The sequence below is a fragment of the Mycobacterium hackensackense genome (genome assembly GCF_025822555.1).
In the GTDB taxonomy this organism is placed as follows: Bacteria; Actinomycetota; Actinomycetes; order Mycobacteriales; family Mycobacteriaceae; genus Mycobacterium; species Mycobacterium fluoranthenivorans.
This window is the reverse complement of the sequence record NZ_JACKUC010000038.1, coordinates 42,273-64,584: the sequence shown is the minus strand read 5'-3', so window position 1 is coordinate 64,584 and position 22,312 is coordinate 42,273. Positions and strand designations below refer to the sequence as shown.

Below are 22,312 nucleotides of genomic sequence, written 5' to 3'. Positions count from 1 at the left end.
GCCCTTGCCGGCCACGGGTCCGTCACCCCAGCCGCCGGGTGCGCCACCGCGACAGATCCGCGTCCAGTACCGCGGGATCGCGTTCGGGAAACACCTCGTTGGTGATCTCCAGATGCCGGATGCGGTCGAGGTGAAATCCGCGAATGCCTTCGCGCAGCCGACACCATCCCACGAACATCCACGAATCACCCCCGCGCAGCAGACCCATCGCCTCCACGTCACGGGTGGTGTGGGTCTCGCCGTCCTCCGAGGTGTAGTCCAGCCGGATGACCCGGCGCGCGGCGATCGCCTCGGGAATCAGAGGGATCGCCGCCTCGGACGGCGGGTGGGCGTCGATGACGAACATCGACGCCAACGCCTCGTCGACTGGCGCGAGCTGATCCTCGCGGCTGATCGCGAGGATCTTGGCCCGCGCCCGACGCGCCGCCGCACCATACGGCGAGTTCTCCAGCAAACCAAGCCCCGCGAGCACCGCCAGCGACTCCGCTACCGAGAGATTCAGCGGCGGCAGGGAGTGTTCCCGCAGGATCGAATACCCGCCTGCCACCCCGTAGTCGGCGTAGATCGGGACCCCCGCGAGTTGTAGCGACTGGATGTCACGCTCGATCGTGCGCTTGGACACCTCGAACTCCTCGGAGAGCCGAGCGGCCGACCACGGCCGGCGTGCTCCCCGCAGCAGATCGACCAGCGCGTACAACCGCTCGGCTCTCCTCATGAAGGTGAGTCTCCCCCGGTCTCAGGTGAGGTGCGCGCGCGTCCCGGTCACCGACCACACCTCGCGGATCAGCCCATCCTCGGTGAAGTCGAAGACATCGATCCCGCCCGCAGCGTGGTCCCCGTCTCGCACGTTCCACAGCATCCGCCCGTGTGGACCGTCCACGGCCCGCGCGGCCTCGGTGAACACCACGTCCGGATGCTGCTCGCGGTACCGATCCAGGAATCGAGCGAAACTCTGCGCGCCCAGCACGTCGTCGCCCGGATTCGACCCATCGTTGTCGGAGATCAGGAAATGAATCCGGAAATCCGCACTGCAGATCCGAAGAGCGATCTCACTGGTCGTGTTCCACATCTCCAACCACACCGCGAGCGCCGCGTCCGCAGCCACCGAGTTTGTCTCCGACATGTTCGTGCTCTTGTTCATGACACCAGCATCTGAGGTTGCCGCGACAACGGTGTGTCGGTGTTCGTGCGCTCTGTCGAGGGTCACGACGCGTTGCGTCTTGCGACCACCAGGGCCCACGAAGTTCTAGTCTCTCCCGATGCCGGAAATGAGCCCCGCCCCCGACTTCGATGCCGAGTTCGACTTCATCATCGTGGGAGCCGGCAGCGCGGGCTGCCTGCTCGCCAACCGACTCAGCGCCAACCCGGATCACCGGGTGCTCCTGATCGAGGCAGGCGGCCAAGACGACTGGTTCTGGATCAAGGTGCCGGTGGGCTACCTGTACACCATTGCCAATCCCCGCACCGACTGGTGCTTCACGACCGAGGCTGACCCAGGTCTGGCCGGCCGCAGCATTCACTACGCGCGGGGCCGGGTGATCGGTGGCAGCTCGTCGATCAACGCCATGATCCACATGCGCGGACAGGCCAGCGATTACGACCTATGGGCCCAGGCCACCGGTGACGAGCGATGGCGTTGGGGTGGGCAGGACGCCGCCGGCGAGACTCTGGCGATCTACAAAGAGTTGGAGGACTACTTCGGCGGCGCCGACGAATGGCACGGCGCCGGTGGCGAGATCCCCGTCGAGCGGCCGCGGGTGCGCTGGAAAATCCTAGACGCCTGGCAGGCCGCCGCCGCCCAGGTCGGCATCTCCCCCATCGACGAATTCAACCGCGGCGACAACGCCGGCAGCGCCTACTTTCACGTCAACCAACGGCGTGGCCGCCGCTGGTCGATGGCCGATGCCTTCCTTCACCCCGTCGCCCACCGACCCAATCTCACCATCTACACCCAGACCCAGGCCGTGAAGCTGCTGATGGACGACCAGGTCCACCAGTACCAGCGTCGCGGCGCCTGGACCACCGCTGCGCACCGCGCCACCGGTGTGCGGCTGCTCAAAGACGGCCAGATCATCGACGTCCAAGCCCGCCGGGAGGTGATCCTGAGCGCCGGGGCGATCGGGTCGCCGCATCTCATGCAGGCCTCGGGCGTGGGGCCGGCCGGGCTACTCACCCAGCATCAGGTACCGGTGGCCGTCGACCTGCCCGGCGTGGGTGAAAACCTCCAGGACCACCTGCAGCTGCGAACGGTCTTCCAGGTAAGGGGCGCCCGGACCGTCAACACCCTGTACCGCAACTTGATCACCCGGGCCGGCATGGGACTTCAGTACCTGGTGATGCGTTCGGGTCCCATGACCATGCCGCCCTCTACGTTGGGTGCATTCGCCAAGAGTGACCCCACACTGGCCAGTCCCGATCTGGAGTGGCATGTGCAGCCGTTGTCGTTGGCCAAGTTCGGCGAACCGTTGCACCCCTTCGCGGCGATCACACCCTCGGTGTGCAATCTGCGCCCCAGCTCGCGTGGCCACGTACGCCTCGCCAGTGCCGATCCGCTGACCTACCCGAAGATCTCCTGCAATTACCTGTCCACCGAAGCCGATCAGCTGGCTGCGGTACGCGGCCTGCGGATGACCAGGACGATCATGGCGGCACCGGCTTTGGCCCGCTACTGCCCGGACGAGTTGCTTCCCGGGCCCCAGCTGGTGAGCGACGACGATCTGCAGCATGCGGCGGGCGAACTCGGTACGACGATCTTCCATCCGGTGGGCACCTGCACGATGGGGGCTTTCGACGCCCGCGGTGTGCCGCGGTCGGCCGGTACGGTGCTCGACACGGACTGTCGCGTCTACCGCATCGCCGGCCTGCGAGTGGTCGATGCTTCTGCGATGCCCACCATCACGTCCGGGAACACCAACGCGCCGGTCATGCTGATTGCAGAGCGCGCAGCGCGGGCGATCCTGGGATGAGTCGCGACATCATGGACGTTCGGTACCGTCACCCTGTGACATGCATCCAGACCGTTGAAGGAACGATCGAACCATCAACGTTGGGGCGCGTGCTTTTTCACGAGCACCTCCTCATGGTGCTCACCGGCCCCTGGCACCGCGGACGTGTGGTCGACCCTGCTGAGTTCGAACGCCAGCAAGTCGAGGCGGCCGTCACCGCCCTCAGCGGACTTCGCGCGTTCGGATTCGCCACCGTCATCGACTTGAGTCCCTACGGAGACGCCGGCCGCGATGCGCGCGGCCACAACGTGCGGCTTCTGAAGGAAATCGCCCAGCGCTCGGGGCTCAACGTCATCACCGGAACAGCAACGTACCGCAAGGAGTTCAGCCCGCAGTGGGTCCTTGAGGCAAGTCTCGACGAACTCACCGATCGGTTCATCGACGACGCTCACACGGGTATCGCCGAGACCGGCGTCCGCGCCGGCATCATCGGCGAACAACCCACCAGCGAGAACATCATCACCGACCACGACGAACGAGGACTGCGCGCAGCCGCCCGCGCCGCAGCAGCGACCGGACTCGCCTTGACGACCCACACCACCCACGGCACCATGGCCCTCGAACAAATCGACATCATCGCGAGCGAGGGAACAGACCTCACTCGCGTCGTCATCGGACACATGGACAACCACACCGAACTCGACTACCTGCGACGGGTTCTCGACACGGGCGTGTCGATCGGCTTCGATTCCATCGGGAAGCAATTCTGGGACGCTCGTACGCCCTACCGAATCCCTCCAAGCAACGGAGAAACCAACAAGCGCAGCCTCTTTCGCTCAGACGAGACCCGCGCAGACTGGCTCACCACCCTCATCGGCGAAGGCTACCGCGATCAGATCGTGCTATCTCACGACCTCGTCGGAGCGCAGGTCGCCCTCAATCCCGAAACCCATGGGCAGCACGGCTACACCTACATCGGAGCCGTGTTCAGCGAACTCCTCCAGCAACGCGGCGCGACGCCAGCGGACCTCGACGCCTTGCTTCACAGCAACCCAGCCCGTCTATTGCAAGCCGCCACGCGGCCTTAGCTGAATTCGTGAACCATTCCACAGGAATATGTCGACGACAGCCATTCCAGGTTTTGCGTCAGCGGAGCGGCGAGAACGAGGTCGGATCGAGCAGCGTCGCTTCGACTTCGACGATGTCATCGAAGTCGAAGCCGGCCATATCGGCGACGAATTCCGGGCTGGTCATGATCTGGCCGGTGAGGACTTCGGGGTCGGCGCCCGGTGGGTATCGGACCAGCGCGACGAGACGATTGGCATCGTCGCCCGGCTCAGTCCACACGCCGTGGATGACGATCCCGAACTTCGGGAAGGTCGCCAGGTGCCGGGCCCAATGTACCGTCGCGTACCGCTGCAGAGCTTCCGGCGAGCGCAGGGTGTAGATCCTGAGCTGGAACATCGAAATCGACTTCCCTTCAGTTGAATTCGCCTGAACTGCCAGAACGGTACACAGGTTACCTTCTGCCGCCGATGCCGATCACAAGACCTCCGCCCCAATAGGGCCACCCCAGGCTGGGAGTGGCCACGGTGCCGGGCGACGTGACGATCTGTACATTTCCCGGACTCTGACACATGGTCGTCGTTGAACTCACATTCGTACACGAAGGGTTTGCGAACGCGCCCGCCGGCCACACCGTACAGACCAGGCCGATGCCGAGCATGAACGACGCGAACAGCCTCCGCGAAAATTCCTGACCCTGAACCGCGTAAGCGTTCAGCGTGGCGGCTGAGAGCCCGGTCACCGCGCCCTCGGCGACTGCGCCACCCGCTCACGCAGCTGCGTCGCGAAGGCCGCTGCCCGGTCGAGGTCGGCGTCGTCGGGCCGGCCCTTGTTGACACCGCCTACCCACCGCAGCGGGCCGACCGTGTCCAGACCGCGGCACGAGAACGAATCAAGCACCTCAAAACCCTTCGCGGTGAGCCGACGATGCACCGCTCGGCGGTAGCCCAGGAGCGGCAGTTCAGGTCCACCGCTGGTGAAGAACGTGAATGCGTGGGTGCCGTTGCCGCGCGGCAACCGTCGGATCAACCTCCACAGCCTGGGATGCACCGCCATGAAGTAGATGCCGGACCCGAACCCGACGAGGTCGTAGTCTCGAAGGGTATCGACGTCAACCGCTTCGGGCTCAAGGACTTCGGCCCCGAGTACCTCGGCCATTCGGTCTGCTACCCGCCGAGTGCTGCCGTTCGAGACCGAAACGCAGATGACCAGCGATTTCATCAGCCGCCCCCTCCGTACGTTGCCACGTCGACACCGTGCCGGCGTGGGATATGCCGATGGTGCGCCGAGGACCGGGCGTACCGAAAGGGCGGAAAGCACCATGGCCGAAGGGCATTTGGTCACTACTGGACGTGTGGGACTGTTCCCGGTGGCACTCCGCATATGCGGCGCAGTGCGTGCCGAGCTGTCGGGGCATCTTCTCGAACGCGGCGTACGGCAGAATGTGAATCGTGCCGCCCCCATCTCCCGCCACCACCTGGGCAGCCCTTCGGGCGGGTAACGAACGGTTCGTCCTCGGCAAGGCGGCACACCCCGGCCAGAGCAGCGACGATCGCGCACGGTTGACCCACGCGCAGAAGCCCCATGTGGTGCTATTCGGCTGTGCCGACAGCCGCGTGGCCGCCGAGATCATTCTCGACCAGGGTCTGGGCGACATGTTCGTGGTGCGTACCGCCGGCCATGTCATCGACGCCGCGGTGCTTGGCTCCATCGAATACGCCATCACCGTGCTCGATGTTCCGCTGATCGTCGTACTCGGTCATGACAACTGCGGCGCGGTCAAGGCGGCCCTTTCGGCTATCGAGGACGGCGTGGTGCCCAGCGGGTACGTCCGCGAGATCGTCGACCGAGTGACCCCCTCCATCCTGCCGGGATATCACTCTGGAGTAACGCAGGTCGACGCACTGGGTGCGCGGCACGCCGTCGAGACCGCCACCCAACTGCGCATCCGCTCCGTCGTGACCGCCCAGCGGATCTTGGCCGGGACTCTGGCCATCGCCGCCGCCACCTACCATCTCGCTGACGGAAGAATCGTGTTGCGAGCGCACCTGGGTGACATCGGCGAAGACTGACGTCGCGGGTACACCGCCCCCCGTCATATCGCGTCGAGCAGGATGCGGATCGCGATCTCATCAACGGCGACAGCGGTGTTGGCCAGGATGACCACCGCCGCCGCGCGGTACCGATCGAGAGCCAGCATGCTCGTGAAGCCACCCGTTCTGCCGTTGTGCCAGGTGATGTCCACGCCGCCGATGCGATTGGTGAACCACGCGTAGCCCACCCGGCTCCCGTTATCCGCGTCCCAACGCGGTTCGAGCGCGTCGAGGCCCGGCACCCTGCGGTCGAGAAGGGCTTGTGCGTACCGACACATATCGGCCGGGGTTGAGCGCACTCCCCCGGCGGGCGCGTACGCATTCAACGTCCACGCCTGCTCACTCTTGCCGCCGGCGCTCCACCCCGTCGGTGCGCCAGGCGGCAGGTCGCGAGCAGACAGGGGTGTGCTCGACTGCTTCATCCCGAGGCGTCCGAACAGTTGACGGTCCAGCAATTCGGGGTACCCGGTGCCGGCCCGGACCGCGAGCGCCTCGCCCAGTAGCGCGGTACCCAGGTTGGAATACGAAAAAGAGCCTCTCCCAGCGATTCTTGCCGTGCGCGCTTGTGCGAGCAGCGTCGCGGCATCGGCGGTGTACGGGTTGCGGTGTCGCAGGACGGCGAGAAGGGCGGCCACCCGATCCCTCGGGCCCGCGGCGATCCGCGGCAGCCCTGACCGGTGACTGGCCAGTTCCTCGAGTGTCACGTCGGCGATGTGACTGCTGCTGAGATCGAGCAGGTTTCCGAGGGTGCTCTCGGCTGTCAGCTCACCGGATTCGACGGCTTCGGCGAAGAGCAACGAGGTCATGGTTTTCGCAAGAGATCCGATTTCGTAGACCGTGTTGGGGCCCGCGCCGAAATGTGCCTCGGTCGACAGGTGGTCGTTGACATGGATGACGCTGACGCGATCACGAAGGCCGGCTTCCCGTAGGAGCGGTTCGACCCGCGCGATCAGATCGGGGTCGCCATCGGCCGGCCCGAGTCCTGGTGCCCGCGACGCTGAGGCGCTCATCTCACGTCCACCAGGTTTGTTCACTTCCGCCTCGTCGCCACATCAGCCGTCCGGTGCAAAGGTACTGGCATGACAACGTTCGTCGTCGATGCGCAGGTGGTGTGGCCGTGCATCGGGCGGCTCACCACGTATGCGCGTAACGCCCACCGTCGGCAAACCCGGCGATCGCATGCTCGATCGCCTCTCTCATCGCGGGGCTGCCGGTGTGCCCGGAGTCCTCGATCACCACCAGCTCTGCCTCCGGCCATGCTTGGGCGACTTCCCACGCGGTGCGCAGCGGCGCGGACAGGTCGAGGCGCCCGTGGATGAGGACACCGGGAATGCCGGCCAGCCTGCCGGCATCGCGCAGCAGCTGGCCCTCATCGAGCCAGCCATGGTGGGCGAAGAAGTGGGTGCAGATCCGTACGAAGGCGAGCTTGTCATCATCGGGTTGCGCGCTGTATTGCCCGGGTCTGCCCCGTACCTCATGAGCGATCGCCGCGTCCTCCCAGGCGCACCATTCGTATGCCGCGTGCTGCCGCACGTCGGGGTCGGTGTGTTCCATCAGCTGGCGATAGCCTTCGACCAGATTCTCGTCGCGCAGATGCGCCGGGACGACGGCGCGGAACCGTTCCCACTCCTGTGGCAGAAATCGGCGCAGACCGCCATAGAGCCAGTCGATTTCACTCGGTCGTGTCAGGGTGACACCGATGAGGATGACGCCGGCCACCCGCTGCGGGTGGCGCTGGGCGTAGGCCAGGATCAGTGTGGAAGCCCACGATCCGCCGTAGAGCAGCCACCGATCCACACCGAGGTGTTCCCGTAGTTTCTCCATGTCGGCCAGCAGATGATCGGTGGTGTTGACGCTGATATCGGTGGCCGGATCGGCGGCGTGGGGCAGGCTGTCACCGCACCCACGTTGGTCGAATGACACGATCTGAAAGGCGTTCTGGTCAAACGATCTGTGCGCGGTGCGAGACCTGCCGCCACCCGGACCGCCGTGCACGATCAGCACCGTACGCCCAGGTATGTTTCCCCGAGCCTCCCAGAAGATCTGGTTTCCGTCGCCGACATCGAGCCACCCCTGACGGACCGCCGCGTCGGATGCCTGATCCCCCATCAATGGAGCAGAGCTCAGCGCCCGTGGCCGCCGCCACCACCGCCACCGGCGTGGCCGGCCCCAGCGTTGTACCCGGGTGACGCGACTTCGGCCTCGGTCAGCTGGTACGGGGGATCGAACAGACTGGGATTGTTCAGTGACGAAACCACGTCACCGACGTTGCCTTGCGGGAGCCCGAGCGCGGCAGAGCTGTTGTCGGTCGGGGGAACGCAGGTGCCGTCCATCGCCACTTCACCGTTGGAACACGTCAGATCGTCGGCATGCGCGACTGCGATCGGCAGGCCCATCACGGCGAAGGCGACCGACAAGGCCGCCGCCGCCGCCGCAGGCCGTCGAAGGTTTGGTGAGATCGCTGCGCACATGGCACACCCGCTTTCTGGTCCGGTCATCCACCGCCTAGATTATCTCCACCGGCTCTGATTCGGCGGCGACTTGAACTCAATTCCGTCCCAGCCATCGACAACTCTGCACCGCCGCACCACCAGAGATCGCACCGTACTATTAATACTGTTGTTGCACAGTAGTTTTCGTAGACAGCGTCACTGCCGTACCGAGAGGATCACCATGGTCGCCATTCCCGAGGGTTACGAGTCACTTCTGGAACGCCCGCTGTACGGACACCTCGCCACCGTTCGTCCCGACGGCGCGCCCCAGGTCAACGCGATGTGGTTCAGCTGGGACGGCGAACTGTTGCGTTTCACCCACACCACCAAACGGCAGAAATATCGCAACATCACCGCCAATCCCGCGGTGGCGATGTCGATCATCGACCCCGACAACCCCTACCGTTACCTCGAGGTTCGTGGCGTCGTCGAAGAGATCGTGCCCGACCCGACCGGTTCTTTCTACCTCGAACTCAACGACCGGTATGACGGGCCGCTGACCGAACCGCCCGCCGACAAGGCCGACCGCGTGATCCTGGTGGTGCGCCCGACCGCCTTCAGCAAGCAGTAGACGACCATGCTGGTGGCATTCAGTGTCAGCCCGGCGGGCGGCGATGAGGACGGCAGTGTGGGCGCGGCCGTCGCCGAAGCGGTCAGGGTGGTCCGGGCCTCGGGCCTACCCAACGAGACCAATGCCATGTTCACCAACCTCGAAGGTGAGTGGGACGAGGTGATGGCGGTGGTCAAGCAAGCCGTGGATGCCGTCGCGGCGGCCTCCCCCCGGGTGAGCCTGGTGTTGAAAGCGGACATCCGGCCCGGTCACGTGGGCCAGCTCACCGCGAAGGTACAACGCATCGAGGATGCGCTGCGCGAGTGAGCACATGACACAGCCGGGATACGACGCACTTGCCGCACGCTATGCGGCCGTGTTTCCCGGCCCGTATCAGGCACCGATCGAACAACACGCGGTGGCGGCCTTTGTGGACGATATTCGCACCGCGGGCGTCGTCATCGACGTGGGATGCGGGATCGGACATGTCACCGACGACCTCACGCGGCGCGGCCTCGACGTGATCGGCTGCGATCCCAGCCCCGCGATGCTGGCCATCGCCCGCCGGACCTACCCTCATCTCAGGTTCGTCGAGGACGACGCGGCCATCACCCGGGTGCAGGGACCTGTCGCGGCGATCATCGCTCGCTTCAGTCTGATCCACATTCCACCCGATCTGGTGCCCGGGATCCTCCGGCTGTGGACCCGCCGGCTCAGTCCTGGCGCACCCGTGCTGATCGCATCCCAGTCTTCCGACATACCCGGTCCGGCAACATCTTTCGACCATGCCGTGGCCCCGGCGTGGCGCTGGCATCCAGATGAACTCGCCAGTGTGCTCACCGAAGGTGGTTTCGACGAACAGTGGCGGATGGTCAGTCGGCCCGACGGTGTGCACCGCTTCCCGGAAGTCCACCTGCTTGCCCGCCGCAATGGAGGCTAGCGGTACCGCCGCGGTCACGCCAGCGTCATTGTTGCCCGCGTCGCGGGCCGACATGCTTGTCTGCATCCCCCGGCCACACCGGCCGACAGGGTTACGACAGGAGCGGTCAATGGGTAACGCGGTTCGCGACGATCTGGTTCTTTCACATGCAGTGGTCACCGCCGAGGTGGAGGCGAACTTCGATCGTGTCGATATTGCGCAATGGCTGAAAACCCTTCCCACACACGAGTATCAGCGTTGCGCGCCTGGTGATCACAAGGCTGCGGGCTACACCGTGGATGACGACGGTACGCCGATGTCGATCAACGTCGAAATGATCGGGACCGGCCTGGTGATCCAGCAATACCGTTTCGAGGTGGCCGAGGCGCATTATTGCAAGATGGTGTCGCTGTCGGACATTCTCACCCCGGCGGGATGGACGACGACGCAGGTCATCTGGGAGCTCCGGATGGAGCAGCTCGACGGCGACCGCTGCCGCTACACCAACACGGTGACCTCGCACCCCACCGAGGATTTCTTGACGTTCATCGCCAAGAACGGGCAGACGTTCGACGAGGCGGCACAAGCCCGGCAAGAGGCCTCGGGCAGGCATTGCCGGGTCGAGACACCGTTGTACGCCGAGAGCATCGCACGACGGGCCACTGCACGATGAGCTCCGCCATCGTCTTCGACCAGCCCGGCCCACCCGCTGTTCTGCAGTGGCAGGACGTACCACCGTTGCTTCCCCGCGCCCACGAAGTGGTCATCAGTGTCGAGGCGGCGGGGGTCAACAACGCCGACCTCATGCAGCGCCGCGGGCACTATCCCGTCCCGGCATGGGCGCCGCGCCCGCTTGGGCTGGAATGCGCCGGCACGATCACCGCCGTCGGAACCGACGTCGCCAGGTGGTCGGTCGGGGATCGCGTATGCGCGCTCCTGGACGGCGGCGGCTACGCGGACGAGGTGGCGGTCCCGGCCACCCAGGTCATGCCGATCCCGCGCGGTTTGACCGTGGTGCAAGCCGCGGCCGTGCCCGAGGTCGCAGCCACCGTGTACTCCAACCTCGCGATGACCGCAGGACTCACCGAAGGCCAGACCGTGCTGATCCACGGAGCGGGCGGCGGTATAGGCACCTTCGCCATCCAATGGGCCACCGCGATCGGGGCACATGTCATCACCACTGCCGGCAGCGATGCCAAGGTGCGTATCGGCTTGGAGCTCGGCGCCCATACCGCGATCAACTACCGCGACCACGACTTCGTGTCCGCCACCCTGAAAGCGACCAACGGCCGCGGGGTCGACGCGATCCTCGACGTCGTGGGTTCGGACTACCTTGCCCGCAATCTCGAATGTCTGGCCGCGGACGGGCATCTGGTGATCATCGGCGGCTCGACCACACCGACGCTGCTGGACATCGGACTGCTGATGTCCAAACGTGCCAGTGTCACCGCCACCATGCTGCGAGCTCGCCCGATTCATCAGAAGGCCGACATCATCGCCGGGGTGACCCGCGATGTCCTCCCCCTGTTCGAGAGTGGTGCTGTTCGGGTGGTCGTCGACACCATCGTTCCCATGGCCGAGGCAGCGCGGGCGCACCAACTCCTCGAGTCCAAGCAGACGGTGGGCAAGGTGATACTCGACAACCGGGGCCGTCGGGAGCTGTGAGCGGGTCCCGGCGGTGGTTCCGCGCCGGCGCACGCGATGTCGGGATGAATCCCCGCCACGGAGGGCGATCAACGCAGAGGACAGGTCACTACCACCGTGCCTTCGGGTACCGCCCTCAGGAGAACAGCAGCATGAGCTTGGACAACATTTCCCGCACCGGCGTTATCGGCGAGTTGGTCCCGTCGCGCTACGCGGTAGGCGTCGGCGATATCGAGGTGCTGGTGATCAGCGACGGCGTACTGCCGATCACTGCCTCGACGTTGGCCACCAATGTGGAATCAACAGAACTCGCCACCTGGCTGGACGACAATTTCCTGCCGCCCGAGGTGGTCGACTGGCCGCTGAACGTCGTTGTGGTGCGCAGCGGCGACCGGACCATCCTCGTCGATGCCGGGCTGGGACTGGAGTTCCCGGACTTCCCCCGGGCTGGGCAGACAGTCCAACGACTGGAAGCCGCCGGTGTCGATCTCGCCTCCGTGACCGATGTGGTACTCACCCACCTGCACATGGACCATGTAGGCGGGTTGCTCACCCAGGGACTGAAAGAACGGTTGCGTCCGGACCTGCGCGTGCACACCGCTACCGCCGAGGCCGAGTTCTGGGCGGCGCCCGACTTCTCGCACACCGTCATGCCCGCGCCCATACCGGACGTGCTTCGTCGGGTCGCCACGCAGTTCCTCGACGAATACCACGGCCGGCTGCGCACCTTCGAGACGGAATACGAAGTGGCACCAGGAGTGCTCATCAGCCGCACCGGCGGCCACACCCCAGGACACAGCGTGGTCCGTCTGGAGTCGCGCGGGGACAAGCTCACGTTCGCCGGCGATGCCGTGTTCGCGCCCGGGTTCGACAACCCGGAGTGGCAGAACGGTTTTGAGCACGATCCGCAAGAGGCGGCCCGCGTTCGAATCCAGCTTCTACGGGAGTTGGCGGCGACCGGGGAGTCGCTGGTCGCCACCCACCTTCCCTTCCCCTCGGTCTGCCACGTCGCCGTCGCCGGCGACGCCTTCCGGTGTGTGCCGGCAACCTGGGACTTCTGACCGGCGCATCACCGGATATCGCCGACGGCGCGGACGACCTGGTCGACACTCCCGGCAGCCATCTCGTGAGCGAAGTGCGGATCGCCGTACTCGTGGGGACGGCTCAGGAAGACGGTGCCCAACCCGAGCGACGTCGCCGCGTTCAAGTCATAGGGGTGACAGGCAACCATCGCCGTTTCGTGGGGCTGCACGCCGAGGTACCGCACCGCCCGCAGATAGGTTCTGGGGTCGGGTTTGAACGCGCCGACCAGTTCAGCGGTGAAGACCGCGTCGATGTCGATCGCCAGGTTCTTGAACAGCGAGACCATGGTGCTCATATCGGTATTCGACAACGTCGCGGTGAGCGCATCCCGGCGCAGACGCGCCATTCCGGCCCGCACGTCGGGCCAGGGCTCAAGCCGCTGCCAGCTGGACGCGACCGATTCCGCAGCGGCCCAGGTCGGCTCGGCCAGTCCGTGACTGACGCAGACCTCGCCGAACCCGGCGGCGTATTCGCGTTGCACCGGGTGCCACTGGTCGACGGACTGCGACAGTGTTCTCACCCGGTGGAAGTAGTTCGTCCGCCAGTCCCGGGTGAACTCCCCCGGATCCACCGTGGTGATCTGATTCGCGTCCAGGAAGTCCTTGACGGCACGGCTCACGGGCCCGAAGAAATCGAGAAGGGTGCCTTGTACATCGAAAAGGTAAGCGCGGAACCGCACACCACGACCCTACCGACCCGGGCGGCAGTCGGAGGCGTTCACAGCAACCACGGCTAGGATCCGGCTTCGACAAGCTCAGCACCGGGAGACGGAGTGTGGCCGATGGAACGTGCGCGCCGAAGTACTGCGCTGCTTGCGCTGACCGGCACGGTGCTCGCCGCCGTGCTGTACGGGCCGGCAGGGCTGTCTCGCGCCGATGATCCGCCGCCCGCCGTGTCGCTGACGTCCACCTCGGGTGCACCGGTGCAGAACGGCGGCACCTACGGAATCGGCATGGTCGTGGTGGCCCATTTCGCCGCGCCCGTGACCGATCGTGGCGCGGCCGAACAACAACTCGCGGTGACCACCGAACCTCCGGTCACCGGCGCCTGGCACTGGGTCAATGACACGACCGCACATTGGCGGCCGCCGCAGTACTACGCCCCCGGCACCGTCGTCACCGTCGGCAGGGACGCTCCGGTCACGTTCACCATCGGCGCGTCGCACGTGTCGATCGCCGATGACAAGACCAAACAGGTCACCGTGTACGACGGTGGGACGCTGGTGCGCACCATGCCGACGTCGATGGGCCGGGGCGGCACCGAAACCGTCGGCAACACGACATTGAGCTTCTGGACGCAACCGGGCGTCTACACCGTGATGGACAAGAGCAATCCGGTGATCATGGATTCGTCCACCTACGGTCTGCCGATCAACTCCCACCTCGGATACAAGGAGTCGATCCCCTATGCGGTGCGCGTCAGCACCGACGGTGTGTACCTGCACGAGCTGGATGCCACAGTGTGGGCGCAGGGCAAGACCGACACCAGCCACGGCTGCCTGAACCTCAACCACGACAATGCGCAGTGGTTCTACAACTTCTCCGTGCCCGGCGATGTCGTCGAGGTGCGCAATACCGGCGGCAAACCGTTGCAGCTCTGGCAGAACGGCGACTGGAGTGTGCCGTGGGAGCAGTGGGCCTGAGCCTCAACGCAGTTCGGCGAGGTTCTGCACCGACCGGCGGACGTCGGACTTCAATACCGCGGCGACCAGCGAGCCGACCGGCCCACCGAGAAGCCCACCGGACAGGTCGGCCACCAGATGGAACGCCGATCCAGGCTGCTCGTCGGCCACCGTCATCGCCAGGGCGATCTGCACCCCGCCACGTCCCCGACCGACAAGCCGAATTCTCTGCGGTTCTTCGTAATCGGTGACCCGCCAATGAATGGTATTGCGGAAACCTTTCACCTTGATCAGCGACGACACCTCGGTACCTGCCTCGATGGAAGCGGGCGGCGGACTGTGCCAGCCGGCAAAGATCGTCAGCCACTCCTCGAATCGCTGTAGGTCTGAGGCCAGTTTCCAGGCCTGATCCGGTGTCAGATCCGACGACACCGACACGTCGACTTTTGCCATGGCAGGTCGGTACTTTCTGTTCTGTGTGCGGACACGACACGGTGCCCCGCGGCTAGGGCACGGGGCACCGTCATCGGTCGGGTCAGCTGATCCCGACAACCTCTTGTGCGATCGCGGCCAGCCTGGTTTGCGCCGCCGAGACAACGCGTTGACGGTTCTTGTGCGCTTCCTCCCACGCCACGATGACCCGGATGTCGCTGGGATCGGTCAGTTCCTTGACGGCCGAGATCGCCTCGGCCACAGGAAGTTCGTCGTAGTCGGCGATGGGCAGCTCGGCGGGATCCAGCGCCCCGGACGCGCTGCGCAGCGCGTGCAGCGCGTCGGCGGCCTGGTCGGCGCCGTCACCTCGGGTGATGTCCTCGGCAGCGGCCAGTGCGGCATCACGCGAACCGGACAGCACTCGGCCGGCCAACTCCCCGGCGTGCGCGCCGCGGTCGATCAGCTGATCGACATTCGGGCGGATGTTGCGAAGGACCTCCAGCGCGCGGTCCACGCCGCGCGCGGTCCACAGCCCCGGCAGATTGGCCAATTTCACCGCCGCGCCGGTCGCCGCCTGCAGCGGCGTGCGACGAAGCGCGGCCGGGCCACCCAGCGCATCCTCGGCCAGCACGGTCGTCAACCACTCCACCGTCGCGGCGTGCGCGGTGATCAGCCGGTCGGCCAGCGCGATGATCTCGGGCTGTTTGGCAGCCACCGCCAGCGCCTTGATGTAACGCGAACGGTCGAGCAGTTGGTCCTCCAGCGCCAGGTCACCGAGCAGCGCCTCGTCGAACGGCTCGGCCTGCTCGGTCAGCGCCTTGACCGCAGCCGCGGCGCGGCCGAGGAACGGGCCGATGACATCGGGATAGCCGCCCAGGTCACGGATGGCCTGTTCGATGGCTGCGGCGCGATCGCGGCCGTTGGCGGCGTTCTGGGTCAGCTCACGCTTGACGGCCTCCGTGCGGGCCTGGACAACCCTGGTCTCGGCGATCTGGACCTCGGTGTTGGTCAGGTCCAATACGGTGCGCAGCTGTGCAAGCAGTGTGGTGGTGTCAGCGATAGACATGGAGTTCGCCCCTTTACGTTGGCGGATGTGTCGGCGCAAGTGCACCTTGATCTCCGGGTACCCGGCCGTATCGGGCCGTTACGCGCCCAACCGGAAATTGACCCCATGACATGGGTCACACAACCCGGACACCACCGGTTCAGTGGTGCAGCACGTCACCACGGCCGACCTCGACCTGAAAGTGCTTGTCACCCCAGGCGTCGGCCACCACGAACTGCACGCGCTTGGGCCGCCCGAAGACTGAGGTCGACACGACCGTACCCGTGGAACCGGCCGGCACCGCCGGAACATCCATGCCCTCGATCCGCCTGCGGGCAGTCACCACATCACCTTTTCGGCACGCCATTTTTGCAGTCCCCCCGGTTTCCCCTGACCGACACGGAAGCGGAGCATCCCCATGCTTCACCCGACTCCCGATTGCATCATGACCGATCGCTCACCGGGAGCGCAACCAATATTGTTGCGGCGCTTCGCTTCGCGCGGGCCATGTCCGAACCGAGGTCAGAACGAAAACCGGCCCACCAGAAGTTCTTTGAGCTCGGGACGACTTGCCGCGACCACGGTGAAGGTGGCGTTCCTGGCCAGCAGCTGCGCGGGTGAGGAGATGGTCAGCGCCGGTCCGCCGGTGGCGGCCACCAAAGCGCCGGCCGCCCGTACCGCCAACTCGGCCCCTTCGGCCCTCGCCGCCAGCAGCTCAGCCGAGTCGGTCATACCGGCATCCAGACGCGCGCGGACGGCCTCGGCCTTGGCCTGCAACGCCATTGCGGCATCACCATGGCCCAGCGCGTCGATCAGTCGGGTGCACCGCCCGGCGATACCCAGCGGTAACGTGCCGTTCAGGCGTGAGCCGAAGTTCTGATTCGCCATGAAATCTGGGCGACTGACCCGGCTCACGATGCGATCATCGCGAATCAGCAGGCCGTCGATGTCCAGCGACACCGTCCGCGTCGCGTCGGCGACGAACAGCGGAACGGCGCTCACGTTGGTGATTCCGGCTTGCGGTTTCGCCGGAATCACCCCCGCGACGATATCGCCGGTGGTGATATCGCCCGCGGATATCTGAAGCAGATCGATGATGCCCCAGCCACTCACGAACGGCGCATGACCAGACAGCCGCCATCCGCCGTCGACGCGCTCGGCGCGCACCCGCGGAGGAACGGGGACCGCACCGGCGTAGGCCACGCCACCCCGGATCCGCCCGGCCACGACCTCCGGCAGCACCTCGTCGCGCAGCGCGGTGTTCGGGGAGGCGGCCAGCGCCGCAACCATGCCGTGATGCTGAACCCAGGTGAACGTGGTGGCCAGGCATGCCCCGGCCAGCGTCTCGAGGATCTCCACCAGCTGTGGCAGCCCCAGGCCCGGTCCGCCCAGCTGGGCGGGCGCCGCGACGCCGTACAACCCGGACTCGGCAAGCCGCTGCCAGTGGCCCGTCGGCACGGTTCCCGTCCGGTCCACCTCCACCGATGCGGGAAACAACACGCCATCGGCGATATCGTGGGCCGCCGCGACCAGACGTGCCGTGTCGGTATCGGTCACGACGCCGACGGTAACCCAGCGGTGCCCGCGATGGTGGTCCACGCTCCGCGGCCGGGGCCAGCAGCAAGCCCGTGTCGCGCGGTTGTAGCGTGGCGGTCGTGAACTCTTCCCGTGTCTCTGCCTCTGTCGCACTCCTGGCCGGTGCCGCTTCCCTGGTCATGACGCTTTCCGCATGCGGCTCGGACTCGGACAAGTCGTCGAAACCCTCGGCGAGCTCGCCGTCGATCGCTCAGGTCGGGTCCTCGATTCCCGAGGCACCCCCGGCGACCCCCGGCTGCCCCACCGCGGCGCCTGCGAGCGTCGGGACACCCGAGTGGACGTTGGCAGGCACGACCGGCAACGTCGAGGTCAGTGGCTCCACCGACACGACGGCGCCGTATGTGAAGGTCGGCGGACCGTTCAGCGTCACCGAGACCCAGGTGCACACCCTCAAAGCCGGCGACGGACCTGTCGTGTCCCCGACGGCCACCGTGCTGGTCTGCTACATGGGCGTCAACGGTCGCGACGGCTCGGTGTTCGACAGCAGCTACGAGCGGGGCACCCCGGCCGATTTCCCGCTGAACGGCGTGGTGCCCGGCTTCCAGAAGGCCATCGCGGGCCAGAAGGTCGGGTCGACCGTCGCGGTCGCGATGAACTCGGCCGACGGCTACCCCAACGGGCAGCCGGCTGCCGGAATCCAGGCCGGTGACAGCCTCGTGTTCGCGATCAAGATCCTGGACGCGACCGCCTGATCACAGGTCGATGACCACGTCGTTCCGGGGCGTGGACACACACAACAGCACGTTTCCCGCCGCCGGTGGATCCAGCGGCTCGAGGGTGTAGTCGACGTCGCCGGCGAGCAGGGCTGTTTCGCAGTTGTGGCAGACGCCGGTGCGGCATGACCAACGGGTCGGCACATCACATGCCTCCGCGAACTCGAGCATGCTGCCGTACCCGGCGCCCCACGGCGCCGACAGCGCGCTGCGTGCGAATTGCACCATGGGTCCCGCACCGACGGGGCCGCGCGGCGGATGCGGTGCAACGGTCGCGGTTGGAATCAGCCCCGGCGTGAGTGCGGTATGGGCACCGAAAATCTCGGTGTTGATCTTGGTGGCATCGATACCGCACTCGACAAGCGCCTCGCCGACATCCCGCATGAACGCCTCCGGACCACAGACGAACACGGATGCGTCAACCGGGAGATCGAGCCGGCGCAGCGCATCCACCGATATCCGGCCCGGCTCGTCATAGTCGACGCCGATTCGGTCGGACTCCGCGGGCGCACTGAAGTAGACCCGAGATACGCTGCGCGGCAGCGTCTTCAACAGGTCACGTACTTCCGCGGCGAAGGCCTGCCGGGCACCGTCGCGCGCCCCGTGCAGCCACCACACCGAACGATCCCGGTGGGCGGCGGCGAGGGCGTGCAACATCGACAGCATCGGGGTCACTCCGACCCCGGCCGAGATCAGGATCACCGGGCCGGTATCGGTCCCGAGAACGAAAGTCCCACGCGGCGCGGCGATATCGAGTGCGGCGCCGACGGCGACGTGCTCGTGTATCCACCGGCTGACCGCGCCCTGCGATTCGCGTTTGACGCCGATGCGATATCTGCCCGAGGTGGGATCATTCGACAGCGAATAGTTCCGAATGAGACTGCCCGTGCCACCGTCGTCGGGTACCCGCACCGCAATCGACTGCCCCGCCTGCCATTCGGGCAGCGGCTGCGCGTCGGCCAGCGTGAACGAGGTGACCTCCAAGCCCTCGCGTTCGACCTCGACCACCCGCAGCGCGCGCCACCCGGACCACGCCGGCGGGCCCGCGGATGTCCCCGTCAACCCGCGATTCCCGGCTGCGGCAACGCTTTCCCCGGCATCGTCGAGCAGGGCGCGCAGCGAGGTCTTCCATCCCGGGCTCAACGCGTCGATACGCAGTGCGCGTTGCAGACCTGCGCGGGGATGGCCCGGCAGATAGAGCAACGCGTCGATCTCGGCCACGGTCACACCTTCCGGGCCGTCGGCGACCTTCACGATGTCATCGCCGGCCTGGACATGCCCTTCACGCAATACCCGGCAATAGAATCCGGGCCGACGGTGCGAGACCAGGAGGGCGGCCATACGCGGCTCGTCAAGGCGCAGACCCAGTCGATAGCACGTGACTCTGGGCTGCGTCACCTCGAGAAGGGTCTCGCCGATCTGGTACCGGTCACCGATACACACCTCGTCGTCGGGCAGTCCGTCGACGGTGAAGTTCTCCCCGAAGTCACCAGGGTGCAGGTCGCGATCGAGTTCGGTCATCCAATGCCGGTACGAGTCGAGTTGATAAACCAGCACCGCGCGGTTCTCTCCGCCGTGGCCGCCCAGATCGCCCTGGCCGTCGCCGTCGATATTGAGCCGGCGAACCATCCGCGGGCCCTCGACCGGCGTTTTCCAGGCGCCCGTATAGACGATGCGGTCCTTCCAGGACACCTCTGCCGGCAAGCCGACATTCACCGATGCGAGTGTCGCCATGGCCGTCGAGCCTAGTTCCACCAGACACTTTCCGGAGGGGTGTCGGCCACCGAACCCCGGCCAGCGCATCCGGCCGGGCTACGGCCGTTGGCGGAACCCCACCCAGCGCTGTAGCATATTGCTACATATCGTTGCACTCTGCTACAGGAGCCTATCGTGACTGACGTCGCCGACAAGCCGACCCGTATTGCCGCCGACCTGTTCGACAGCGCGGCAGCTGAAGGCCGCAGGCAGAGCCGCTCAGCCAAGCAGCAGCTCGACCACTGGGCCCGCGTGGGGCGGGCGGTGTCCGCACAGCAGACCGCCCCCCGCCGCCGGGTCGAGGCCGCCCTGTCCGGAACCCTGCCCCTGGCCGACCTCTGCGAAGAAGAAGGCGTGGTGTTCAACGCCGAGATCAGCGCCGCCATCGAAGAGAAGTTGGCACGCTCCGACTACGGTGCCGCCCTGGCGGCGCGCGGCATCACCACGGTGGCCATCGACGAGGAGGGCCGGCTGATCGAGTACCACCCCGACGGCACCTCCGTGGCGCTGGGCCCGGCGTCCTGACCTGAGCGGCGGTGAAACGTCTCGACCTCGTCGTCGGCCCCAACGGAGCGGGTAAATCCACCTTCGTCGAACTGACCCTCGCTCCCCTGCTGCCCGGCAGTGCCTTCGTCAACGCCGATGAGATCGCCAAGCGGCGCTGGCCCGACGATCCTACGGCGCATTCCTACGAGGCGGCGCGGATCGCCGCAACCACCCGCTCCGCATTGATCACGCGGGGCGACTCGTTCATCGCCGAGACCGTCTTCTCCCACCCGTCGAAACTCGATCTGCTCACCGAAGCCGCAACTGCCGGATACGTTGTCGCGCTTCATATCCTGATCATCCCCGAGGAGTTGGCCGTTCATCGGGTGCGGCTGCGTGTGTCGGCCGGCGGGCACAGCGTTCCCGAGGACAAGATCCGCGAACGCCACCGGCGGCTGTGGACCCTGGTCACGCGGGCCGCCCGAATCGCCGACACCACCACCGTGTACGACAATTCGGGCGTCCGGGGGCCACGTGTCGTGGCACAGATCAGTTCCGGCTTGCTGATCGGACAACCCGGTTGGCCGGACTGGGCCGCCGACGAGTTGACACGCCAGTGGCCGCAGTGATCGCGGGGCGGCTATGCCACCCGGCTCACGTGTACGGCGGATTCGCCGATGGCCGCCTCGCCGTCACCGATCATCGTCCGTAGCAACGCGAGCTGTTCCCGCTGTCCACGCAGGGCGGCGCGCTCCATCCCACCGGGAGCCGCCATGGCGATGACACTGCGAATCACATTGACCGGCAACCGCATCAGCGGGTACCACGGCGGCACGTGAGCGGGCAGCCCCAGCATTCTCATCCCGCGGGGGCCGAGGAACGCACTGGTCACCGACAGGTGCTGAAGTCGCGCCAGCCGCCTCCGTAGCCCACGCAGGCTGTCGTAGTGCCACCCCAGCGGGTCGTCCGCCATGGGCACGGCCAGCTGGCGGGTCGACTCGTCGGGGGTCGACAACGCCGTGAGCGTGTGGAACAGGATCCGGATGGCGTCACGGAAACTGTTCGGCAACCATTCGTCCTCGACACCGATGAGCCACCCCACGTAGCGCGTCAGGTGGGCGATGGCCTCCAGATCCTCTGGTGCGTTGAGGATTCCCATCCCGAGTCCACCCACCGGTGGCGCGATGAGCGCACCGACCAGCGTCGCCGCCATATCGGTCTGGTTGACCGGCACACCCCAGGCCTCGGCCTGCCAATCCGGCATCTGTCCGACATGCCTGCGTACGAAGGAGTGGATGAGCCGCACGCGGATCGTGGATCGGTACCCGATTCCCTGCGGTTGCAGCCCGTCCTCGGAGATGACGTCCATGGCCCACTGCATGGTCTCGGCGAAGCGCTTGTTGGAACCCTTCTCCAGCGCCCCGGTACGCAACAGCGTCTTGTTGAAACCGGCGAACTGATACCCGCCCAGCAGGGATACATCCCGCGCGACATACATGCCGTCCGCGCCGCCCCGGCATAACGCCCGCTGGCCGCGCCGCAGCACCGCGGGATCCACCCAGGCGGGTACCGCCTCGACCGTGAGGAAGAAATCGCGCAGCGGTTGCGGCGCCTCGGGAACGCTGGCGATGCCCTCGGCGAGAGCCCGGTCGAACAAGGGTCGGGTCTGCGCCAGGCCGGTGTCGATCATCCAGTCCAGCAGCCGATCCATGGGCTCGTCACCGACGGTGAGGCGCTCCCCCAGCCTGCGCCACTGGTCCGCGGATGGGGTGCGGATCCCGAGTGCGAGCGCCAGCAGCTTGATCATCCCGGGTACCGGACGGGGCGACTCGGGGTGGCGAGTCGGAATATGCGCGGACATCGGTGCTCCCCT

26 protein-coding genes and 1 pseudogene are annotated in these 22,312 nt (G+C 66.4%); 13 read left to right on the top strand and 14 right to left on the bottom strand.

Annotation, left to right across the window (positions count from 1 at the left end; all coding sequences use genetic code 11):
* Positions 1-22: 22 nt before the first annotated feature.
* Together H7J86_RS29015 and H7J86_RS29010 are read right to left on the bottom strand one after the other, a co-directional pair.
* Positions 23-715 carry a helix-turn-helix transcriptional regulator gene (locus tag H7J86_RS29015; RefSeq protein ID WP_267295156.1) on the bottom strand — a complete coding sequence of 231 codons (693 nt, stop codon included), beginning with the start codon at positions 713-715 and terminating at the stop codon, positions 23-25.
* Between the two features lie 21 nt (positions 716-736).
* On the bottom strand, positions 737-1,141 hold the full coding sequence (locus H7J86_RS29010; RefSeq protein WP_267295154.1) for a nuclear transport factor 2 family protein: 405 nt from the start codon (positions 1,139-1,141) through the stop codon (positions 737-739).
* 127 nt (positions 1,142-1,268) lie between these two features.
* Here H7J86_RS29010 and H7J86_RS29005 point away from each other — a divergent pair, with 127 nt between their 5' ends.
* Together H7J86_RS29005 and H7J86_RS29000 are read left to right on the top strand one after the other, a co-directional pair.
* On the top strand, positions 1,269-2,966 hold the full coding sequence (locus H7J86_RS29005) for a GMC family oxidoreductase (protein ID WP_443677666.1): 1,698 nt from the start codon (positions 1,269-1,271) through the stop codon (positions 2,964-2,966).
* A 35-nt stretch (positions 2,967-3,001) separates the two neighbouring features.
* Positions 3,002-4,033 carry a phosphotriesterase family protein gene (locus tag H7J86_RS29000; protein WP_267295150.1) on the top strand — a complete coding sequence of 344 codons (1,032 nt, stop codon included), beginning with the start codon at positions 3,002-3,004 and terminating at the stop codon, positions 4,031-4,033.
* Positions 4,034-4,091: 58 nt separating this feature from the next.
* On the opposite strand, the gene H7J86_RS28995 is transcribed toward H7J86_RS29000, so the two are convergent.
* Both H7J86_RS28995 and H7J86_RS28990 read right to left on the bottom strand, forming a co-directional pair.
* On the bottom strand, positions 4,092-4,409 hold the full coding sequence (locus H7J86_RS28995) for an NIPSNAP family protein (RefSeq protein WP_187095585.1): 318 nt from the start codon (positions 4,407-4,409) through the stop codon (positions 4,092-4,094).
* A gap of 339 nt (positions 4,410-4,748) precedes the next feature.
* Positions 4,749-5,231, bottom strand: a complete 483-nt coding sequence (locus H7J86_RS28990) for a flavodoxin domain-containing protein (RefSeq protein WP_267295148.1) — start codon at positions 5,229-5,231, stop codon at positions 4,749-4,751.
* Positions 5,232-5,461: 230 nt separating this feature from the next.
* On the opposite strand from H7J86_RS28990, the gene H7J86_RS28985 reads away from it, so the two are divergent.
* A complete protein-coding gene (locus tag H7J86_RS28985) occupies positions 5,462-6,082 on the top strand; it encodes a carbonic anhydrase (protein ID WP_267295146.1) in 621 nt (206 codons plus the stop codon).
* Positions 6,083-6,105: 23 nt separating this feature from the next.
* On the opposite strand, the gene H7J86_RS28980 is transcribed toward H7J86_RS28985, so the two are convergent.
* From H7J86_RS28980 to H7J86_RS28970, 3 genes are all read right to left on the bottom strand, one after another.
* Positions 6,106-7,113: a serine hydrolase domain-containing protein gene (locus tag H7J86_RS28980; protein WP_267295144.1), complete on the bottom strand. Its 1,008-nt coding sequence runs from the start codon at positions 7,111-7,113 to the stop codon at positions 6,106-6,108.
* A 121-nt stretch (positions 7,114-7,234) separates the two neighbouring features.
* Positions 7,235-8,212, bottom strand: a complete 978-nt coding sequence (pip, locus tag H7J86_RS28975; protein WP_090357440.1) for a prolyl aminopeptidase — start codon at positions 8,210-8,212, stop codon at positions 7,235-7,237.
* 14 nt (positions 8,213-8,226) lie between these two features.
* Positions 8,227-8,601, bottom strand: a complete 375-nt coding sequence (locus tag H7J86_RS28970; RefSeq protein WP_267295142.1) for a hypothetical protein — start codon at positions 8,599-8,601, stop codon at positions 8,227-8,229.
* Positions 8,602-8,776: 175 nt separating this feature from the next.
* On the opposite strand from H7J86_RS28970, the gene H7J86_RS28965 reads away from it, so the two are divergent.
* The 6 genes from H7J86_RS28965 to H7J86_RS28940 all read left to right on the top strand — a co-directional run bounded on the left by H7J86_RS28965 (position 8,777) and on the right by H7J86_RS28940 (position 12,769).
* Positions 8,777-9,166 carry a PPOX class F420-dependent oxidoreductase gene (locus tag H7J86_RS28965; RefSeq protein ID WP_090357436.1) on the top strand — a complete coding sequence of 130 codons (390 nt, stop codon included), beginning with the start codon at positions 8,777-8,779 and terminating at the stop codon, positions 9,164-9,166.
* Positions 9,167-9,172: 6 nt separating this feature from the next.
* Entirely contained in the window at positions 9,173-9,472 is a 300-nt protein-coding gene (locus H7J86_RS28960) for a thiamine-binding protein (RefSeq protein WP_187095590.1), read from the top strand.
* A 4-nt stretch (positions 9,473-9,476) separates the two neighbouring features.
* A complete protein-coding gene (locus H7J86_RS28955; protein ID WP_267295140.1) occupies positions 9,477-10,085 on the top strand; it encodes a class I SAM-dependent methyltransferase in 609 nt (202 codons plus the stop codon).
* Positions 10,086-10,236: 151 nt separating this feature from the next.
* On the top strand, positions 10,237-10,737 hold the full coding sequence (locus H7J86_RS28950) for a hypothetical protein (RefSeq protein ID WP_267295138.1): 501 nt from the start codon (positions 10,237-10,239) through the stop codon (positions 10,735-10,737).
* A complete protein-coding gene (locus tag H7J86_RS28945) occupies positions 10,734-11,729 on the top strand; it encodes an NAD(P)H-quinone oxidoreductase (RefSeq protein ID WP_267295136.1) in 996 nt (331 codons plus the stop codon). The genes H7J86_RS28950 and H7J86_RS28945 overlap by 4 nt, the downstream gene beginning before the upstream one ends.
* Before the next feature lie 131 nt (positions 11,730-11,860).
* A complete protein-coding gene (locus H7J86_RS28940; protein ID WP_090357425.1) occupies positions 11,861-12,769 on the top strand; it encodes an MBL fold metallo-hydrolase in 909 nt (302 codons plus the stop codon).
* A gap of 8 nt (positions 12,770-12,777) precedes the next feature.
* Here H7J86_RS28940 and H7J86_RS28935 read toward each other — a convergent pair whose 3' ends face one another.
* Positions 12,778-13,470, bottom strand: a complete 693-nt coding sequence (locus H7J86_RS28935; protein ID WP_090357423.1) for a haloacid dehalogenase type II — start codon at positions 13,468-13,470, stop codon at positions 12,778-12,780.
* Between the two features lie 213 nt (positions 13,471-13,683).
* On the opposite strand from H7J86_RS28935, the pseudogene H7J86_RS28930 reads away from it, so the two are divergent.
* Positions 13,684-14,433, top strand: a pseudogene (locus tag H7J86_RS28930) (L,D-transpeptidase); the annotation flags it as partial.
* A 3-nt stretch (positions 14,434-14,436) separates the two neighbouring features.
* Here the strand turns inward: H7J86_RS28930 and H7J86_RS28925 are convergent.
* From H7J86_RS28925 to H7J86_RS28910, 4 genes are all read right to left on the bottom strand, one after another.
* Positions 14,437-14,865, bottom strand: coding sequence for a type II toxin-antitoxin system Rv0910 family toxin (locus H7J86_RS28925; RefSeq protein WP_090357419.1), 429 nt, complete (start codon positions 14,863-14,865; stop codon positions 14,437-14,439).
* Between the two features lie 82 nt (positions 14,866-14,947).
* Positions 14,948-15,910, bottom strand: a complete 963-nt coding sequence (locus tag H7J86_RS28920) for a hypothetical protein (protein WP_090357417.1) — start codon at positions 15,908-15,910, stop codon at positions 14,948-14,950.
* A 139-nt stretch (positions 15,911-16,049) separates the two neighbouring features.
* Positions 16,050-16,232, bottom strand: a complete 183-nt coding sequence (locus tag H7J86_RS28915) for a hypothetical protein (RefSeq protein ID WP_139169945.1) — start codon at positions 16,230-16,232, stop codon at positions 16,050-16,052.
* A gap of 179 nt (positions 16,233-16,411) precedes the next feature.
* A complete protein-coding gene (locus H7J86_RS28910) occupies positions 16,412-17,446 on the bottom strand; it encodes an acyl-CoA dehydrogenase family protein (protein WP_267295134.1) in 1,035 nt (344 codons plus the stop codon).
* Positions 17,447-17,544: 98 nt separating this feature from the next.
* On the opposite strand from H7J86_RS28910, the gene H7J86_RS28905 reads away from it, so the two are divergent.
* Positions 17,545-18,177 carry an FKBP-type peptidyl-prolyl cis-trans isomerase gene (locus H7J86_RS28905; RefSeq protein ID WP_170847239.1) on the top strand — a complete coding sequence of 211 codons (633 nt, stop codon included), beginning with the start codon at positions 17,545-17,547 and terminating at the stop codon, positions 18,175-18,177.
* Here the strand turns inward: H7J86_RS28905 and H7J86_RS28900 are convergent, their stop codons facing one another.
* A complete protein-coding gene (locus tag H7J86_RS28900) occupies positions 18,178-19,932 on the bottom strand; it encodes an MOSC and FAD-binding oxidoreductase domain-containing protein (protein ID WP_267295131.1) in 1,755 nt (584 codons plus the stop codon).
* A 156-nt stretch (positions 19,933-20,088) separates the two neighbouring features.
* Between H7J86_RS28900 and H7J86_RS28895 the strand changes: the two genes are divergently transcribed.
* Positions 20,089-20,478, top strand: coding sequence for a TA system antitoxin ParD family protein (locus H7J86_RS28895; protein WP_267295129.1), 390 nt, complete (start codon positions 20,089-20,091; stop codon positions 20,476-20,478).
* Positions 20,479-20,489: 11 nt separating this feature from the next.
* Complete coding sequence (locus tag H7J86_RS28890; RefSeq protein ID WP_267295127.1) at positions 20,490-21,068, top strand: ATPase; 579 nt, start codon at positions 20,490-20,492, stop codon at positions 21,066-21,068.
* Positions 21,069-21,079: 11 nt separating this feature from the next.
* Here the strand turns inward: H7J86_RS28890 and H7J86_RS28885 are convergent, their stop codons facing one another.
* Positions 21,080-22,300, bottom strand: a complete 1,221-nt coding sequence (locus tag H7J86_RS28885; protein WP_267295125.1) for an oxygenase MpaB family protein — start codon at positions 22,298-22,300, stop codon at positions 21,080-21,082.
* Between the last annotated feature and the right edge of the window lie 12 nt (positions 22,301-22,312).

Excerpts from the sequence above, each read along its gene's own strand:
- H7J86_RS29015 (WP_267295156.1), bottom strand. The coding sequence starts at position 715 with ATGAGGAGAGCCGAGCGGTTGTACGCGCTGGTCGATCTGCTGCGGGGA.
- H7J86_RS29010 (WP_267295154.1), bottom strand. The coding sequence starts at position 1,141 with ATGAACAAGAGCACGAACATGTCGGAGACAAACTCGGTGGCTGCGGAC.
- H7J86_RS29005 (WP_443677666.1), top strand. The coding sequence starts at position 1,269 with ATGAGCCCCGCCCCCGACTTCGATGCCGAGTTCGACTTCATCATCGTG.
- H7J86_RS28995 (WP_187095585.1), bottom strand. The coding sequence starts at position 4,409 with ATGTTCCAGCTCAGGATCTACACCCTGCGCTCGCCGGAAGCTCTGCAG.
- H7J86_RS28990 (WP_267295148.1), bottom strand. The coding sequence starts at position 5,231 with ATGAAATCGCTGGTCATCTGCGTTTCGGTCTCGAACGGCAGCACTCGG.
- H7J86_RS28980 (WP_267295144.1), bottom strand. The coding sequence starts at position 7,113 with ATGAGCGCCTCAGCGTCGCGGGCACCAGGACTCGGGCCGGCCGATGGC.
- pip (WP_090357440.1), bottom strand. The coding sequence starts at position 8,212 with ATGGGGGATCAGGCATCCGACGCGGCGGTCCGTCAGGGGTGGCTCGAT.
- H7J86_RS28970 (WP_267295142.1), bottom strand. The coding sequence starts at position 8,601 with ATGACCGGACCAGAAAGCGGGTGTGCCATGTGCGCAGCGATCTCACCA.
- H7J86_RS28965 (WP_090357436.1), top strand. The coding sequence starts at position 8,777 with ATGGTCGCCATTCCCGAGGGTTACGAGTCACTTCTGGAACGCCCGCTG.
- H7J86_RS28960 (WP_187095590.1), top strand. The coding sequence starts at position 9,173 with ATGCTGGTGGCATTCAGTGTCAGCCCGGCGGGCGGCGATGAGGACGGC.
- H7J86_RS28955 (WP_267295140.1), top strand. The coding sequence starts at position 9,477 with ATGACACAGCCGGGATACGACGCACTTGCCGCACGCTATGCGGCCGTG.
- H7J86_RS28945 (WP_267295136.1), top strand. The coding sequence starts at position 10,734 with ATGAGCTCCGCCATCGTCTTCGACCAGCCCGGCCCACCCGCTGTTCTG.
- H7J86_RS28940 (WP_090357425.1), top strand. The coding sequence starts at position 11,861 with ATGAGCTTGGACAACATTTCCCGCACCGGCGTTATCGGCGAGTTGGTC.
- H7J86_RS28925 (WP_090357419.1), bottom strand. The coding sequence starts at position 14,865 with ATGGCAAAAGTCGACGTGTCGGTGTCGTCGGATCTGACACCGGATCAG.
- H7J86_RS28920 (WP_090357417.1), bottom strand. The coding sequence starts at position 15,910 with ATGTCTATCGCTGACACCACCACACTGCTTGCACAGCTGCGCACCGTA.
- H7J86_RS28900 (WP_267295131.1), bottom strand. The coding sequence starts at position 19,932 with ATGGCGACACTCGCATCGGTGAATGTCGGCTTGCCGGCAGAGGTGTCC.
- H7J86_RS28885 (WP_267295125.1), bottom strand. The coding sequence starts at position 22,300 with ATGTCCGCGCATATTCCGACTCGCCACCCCGAGTCGCCCCGTCCGGTA.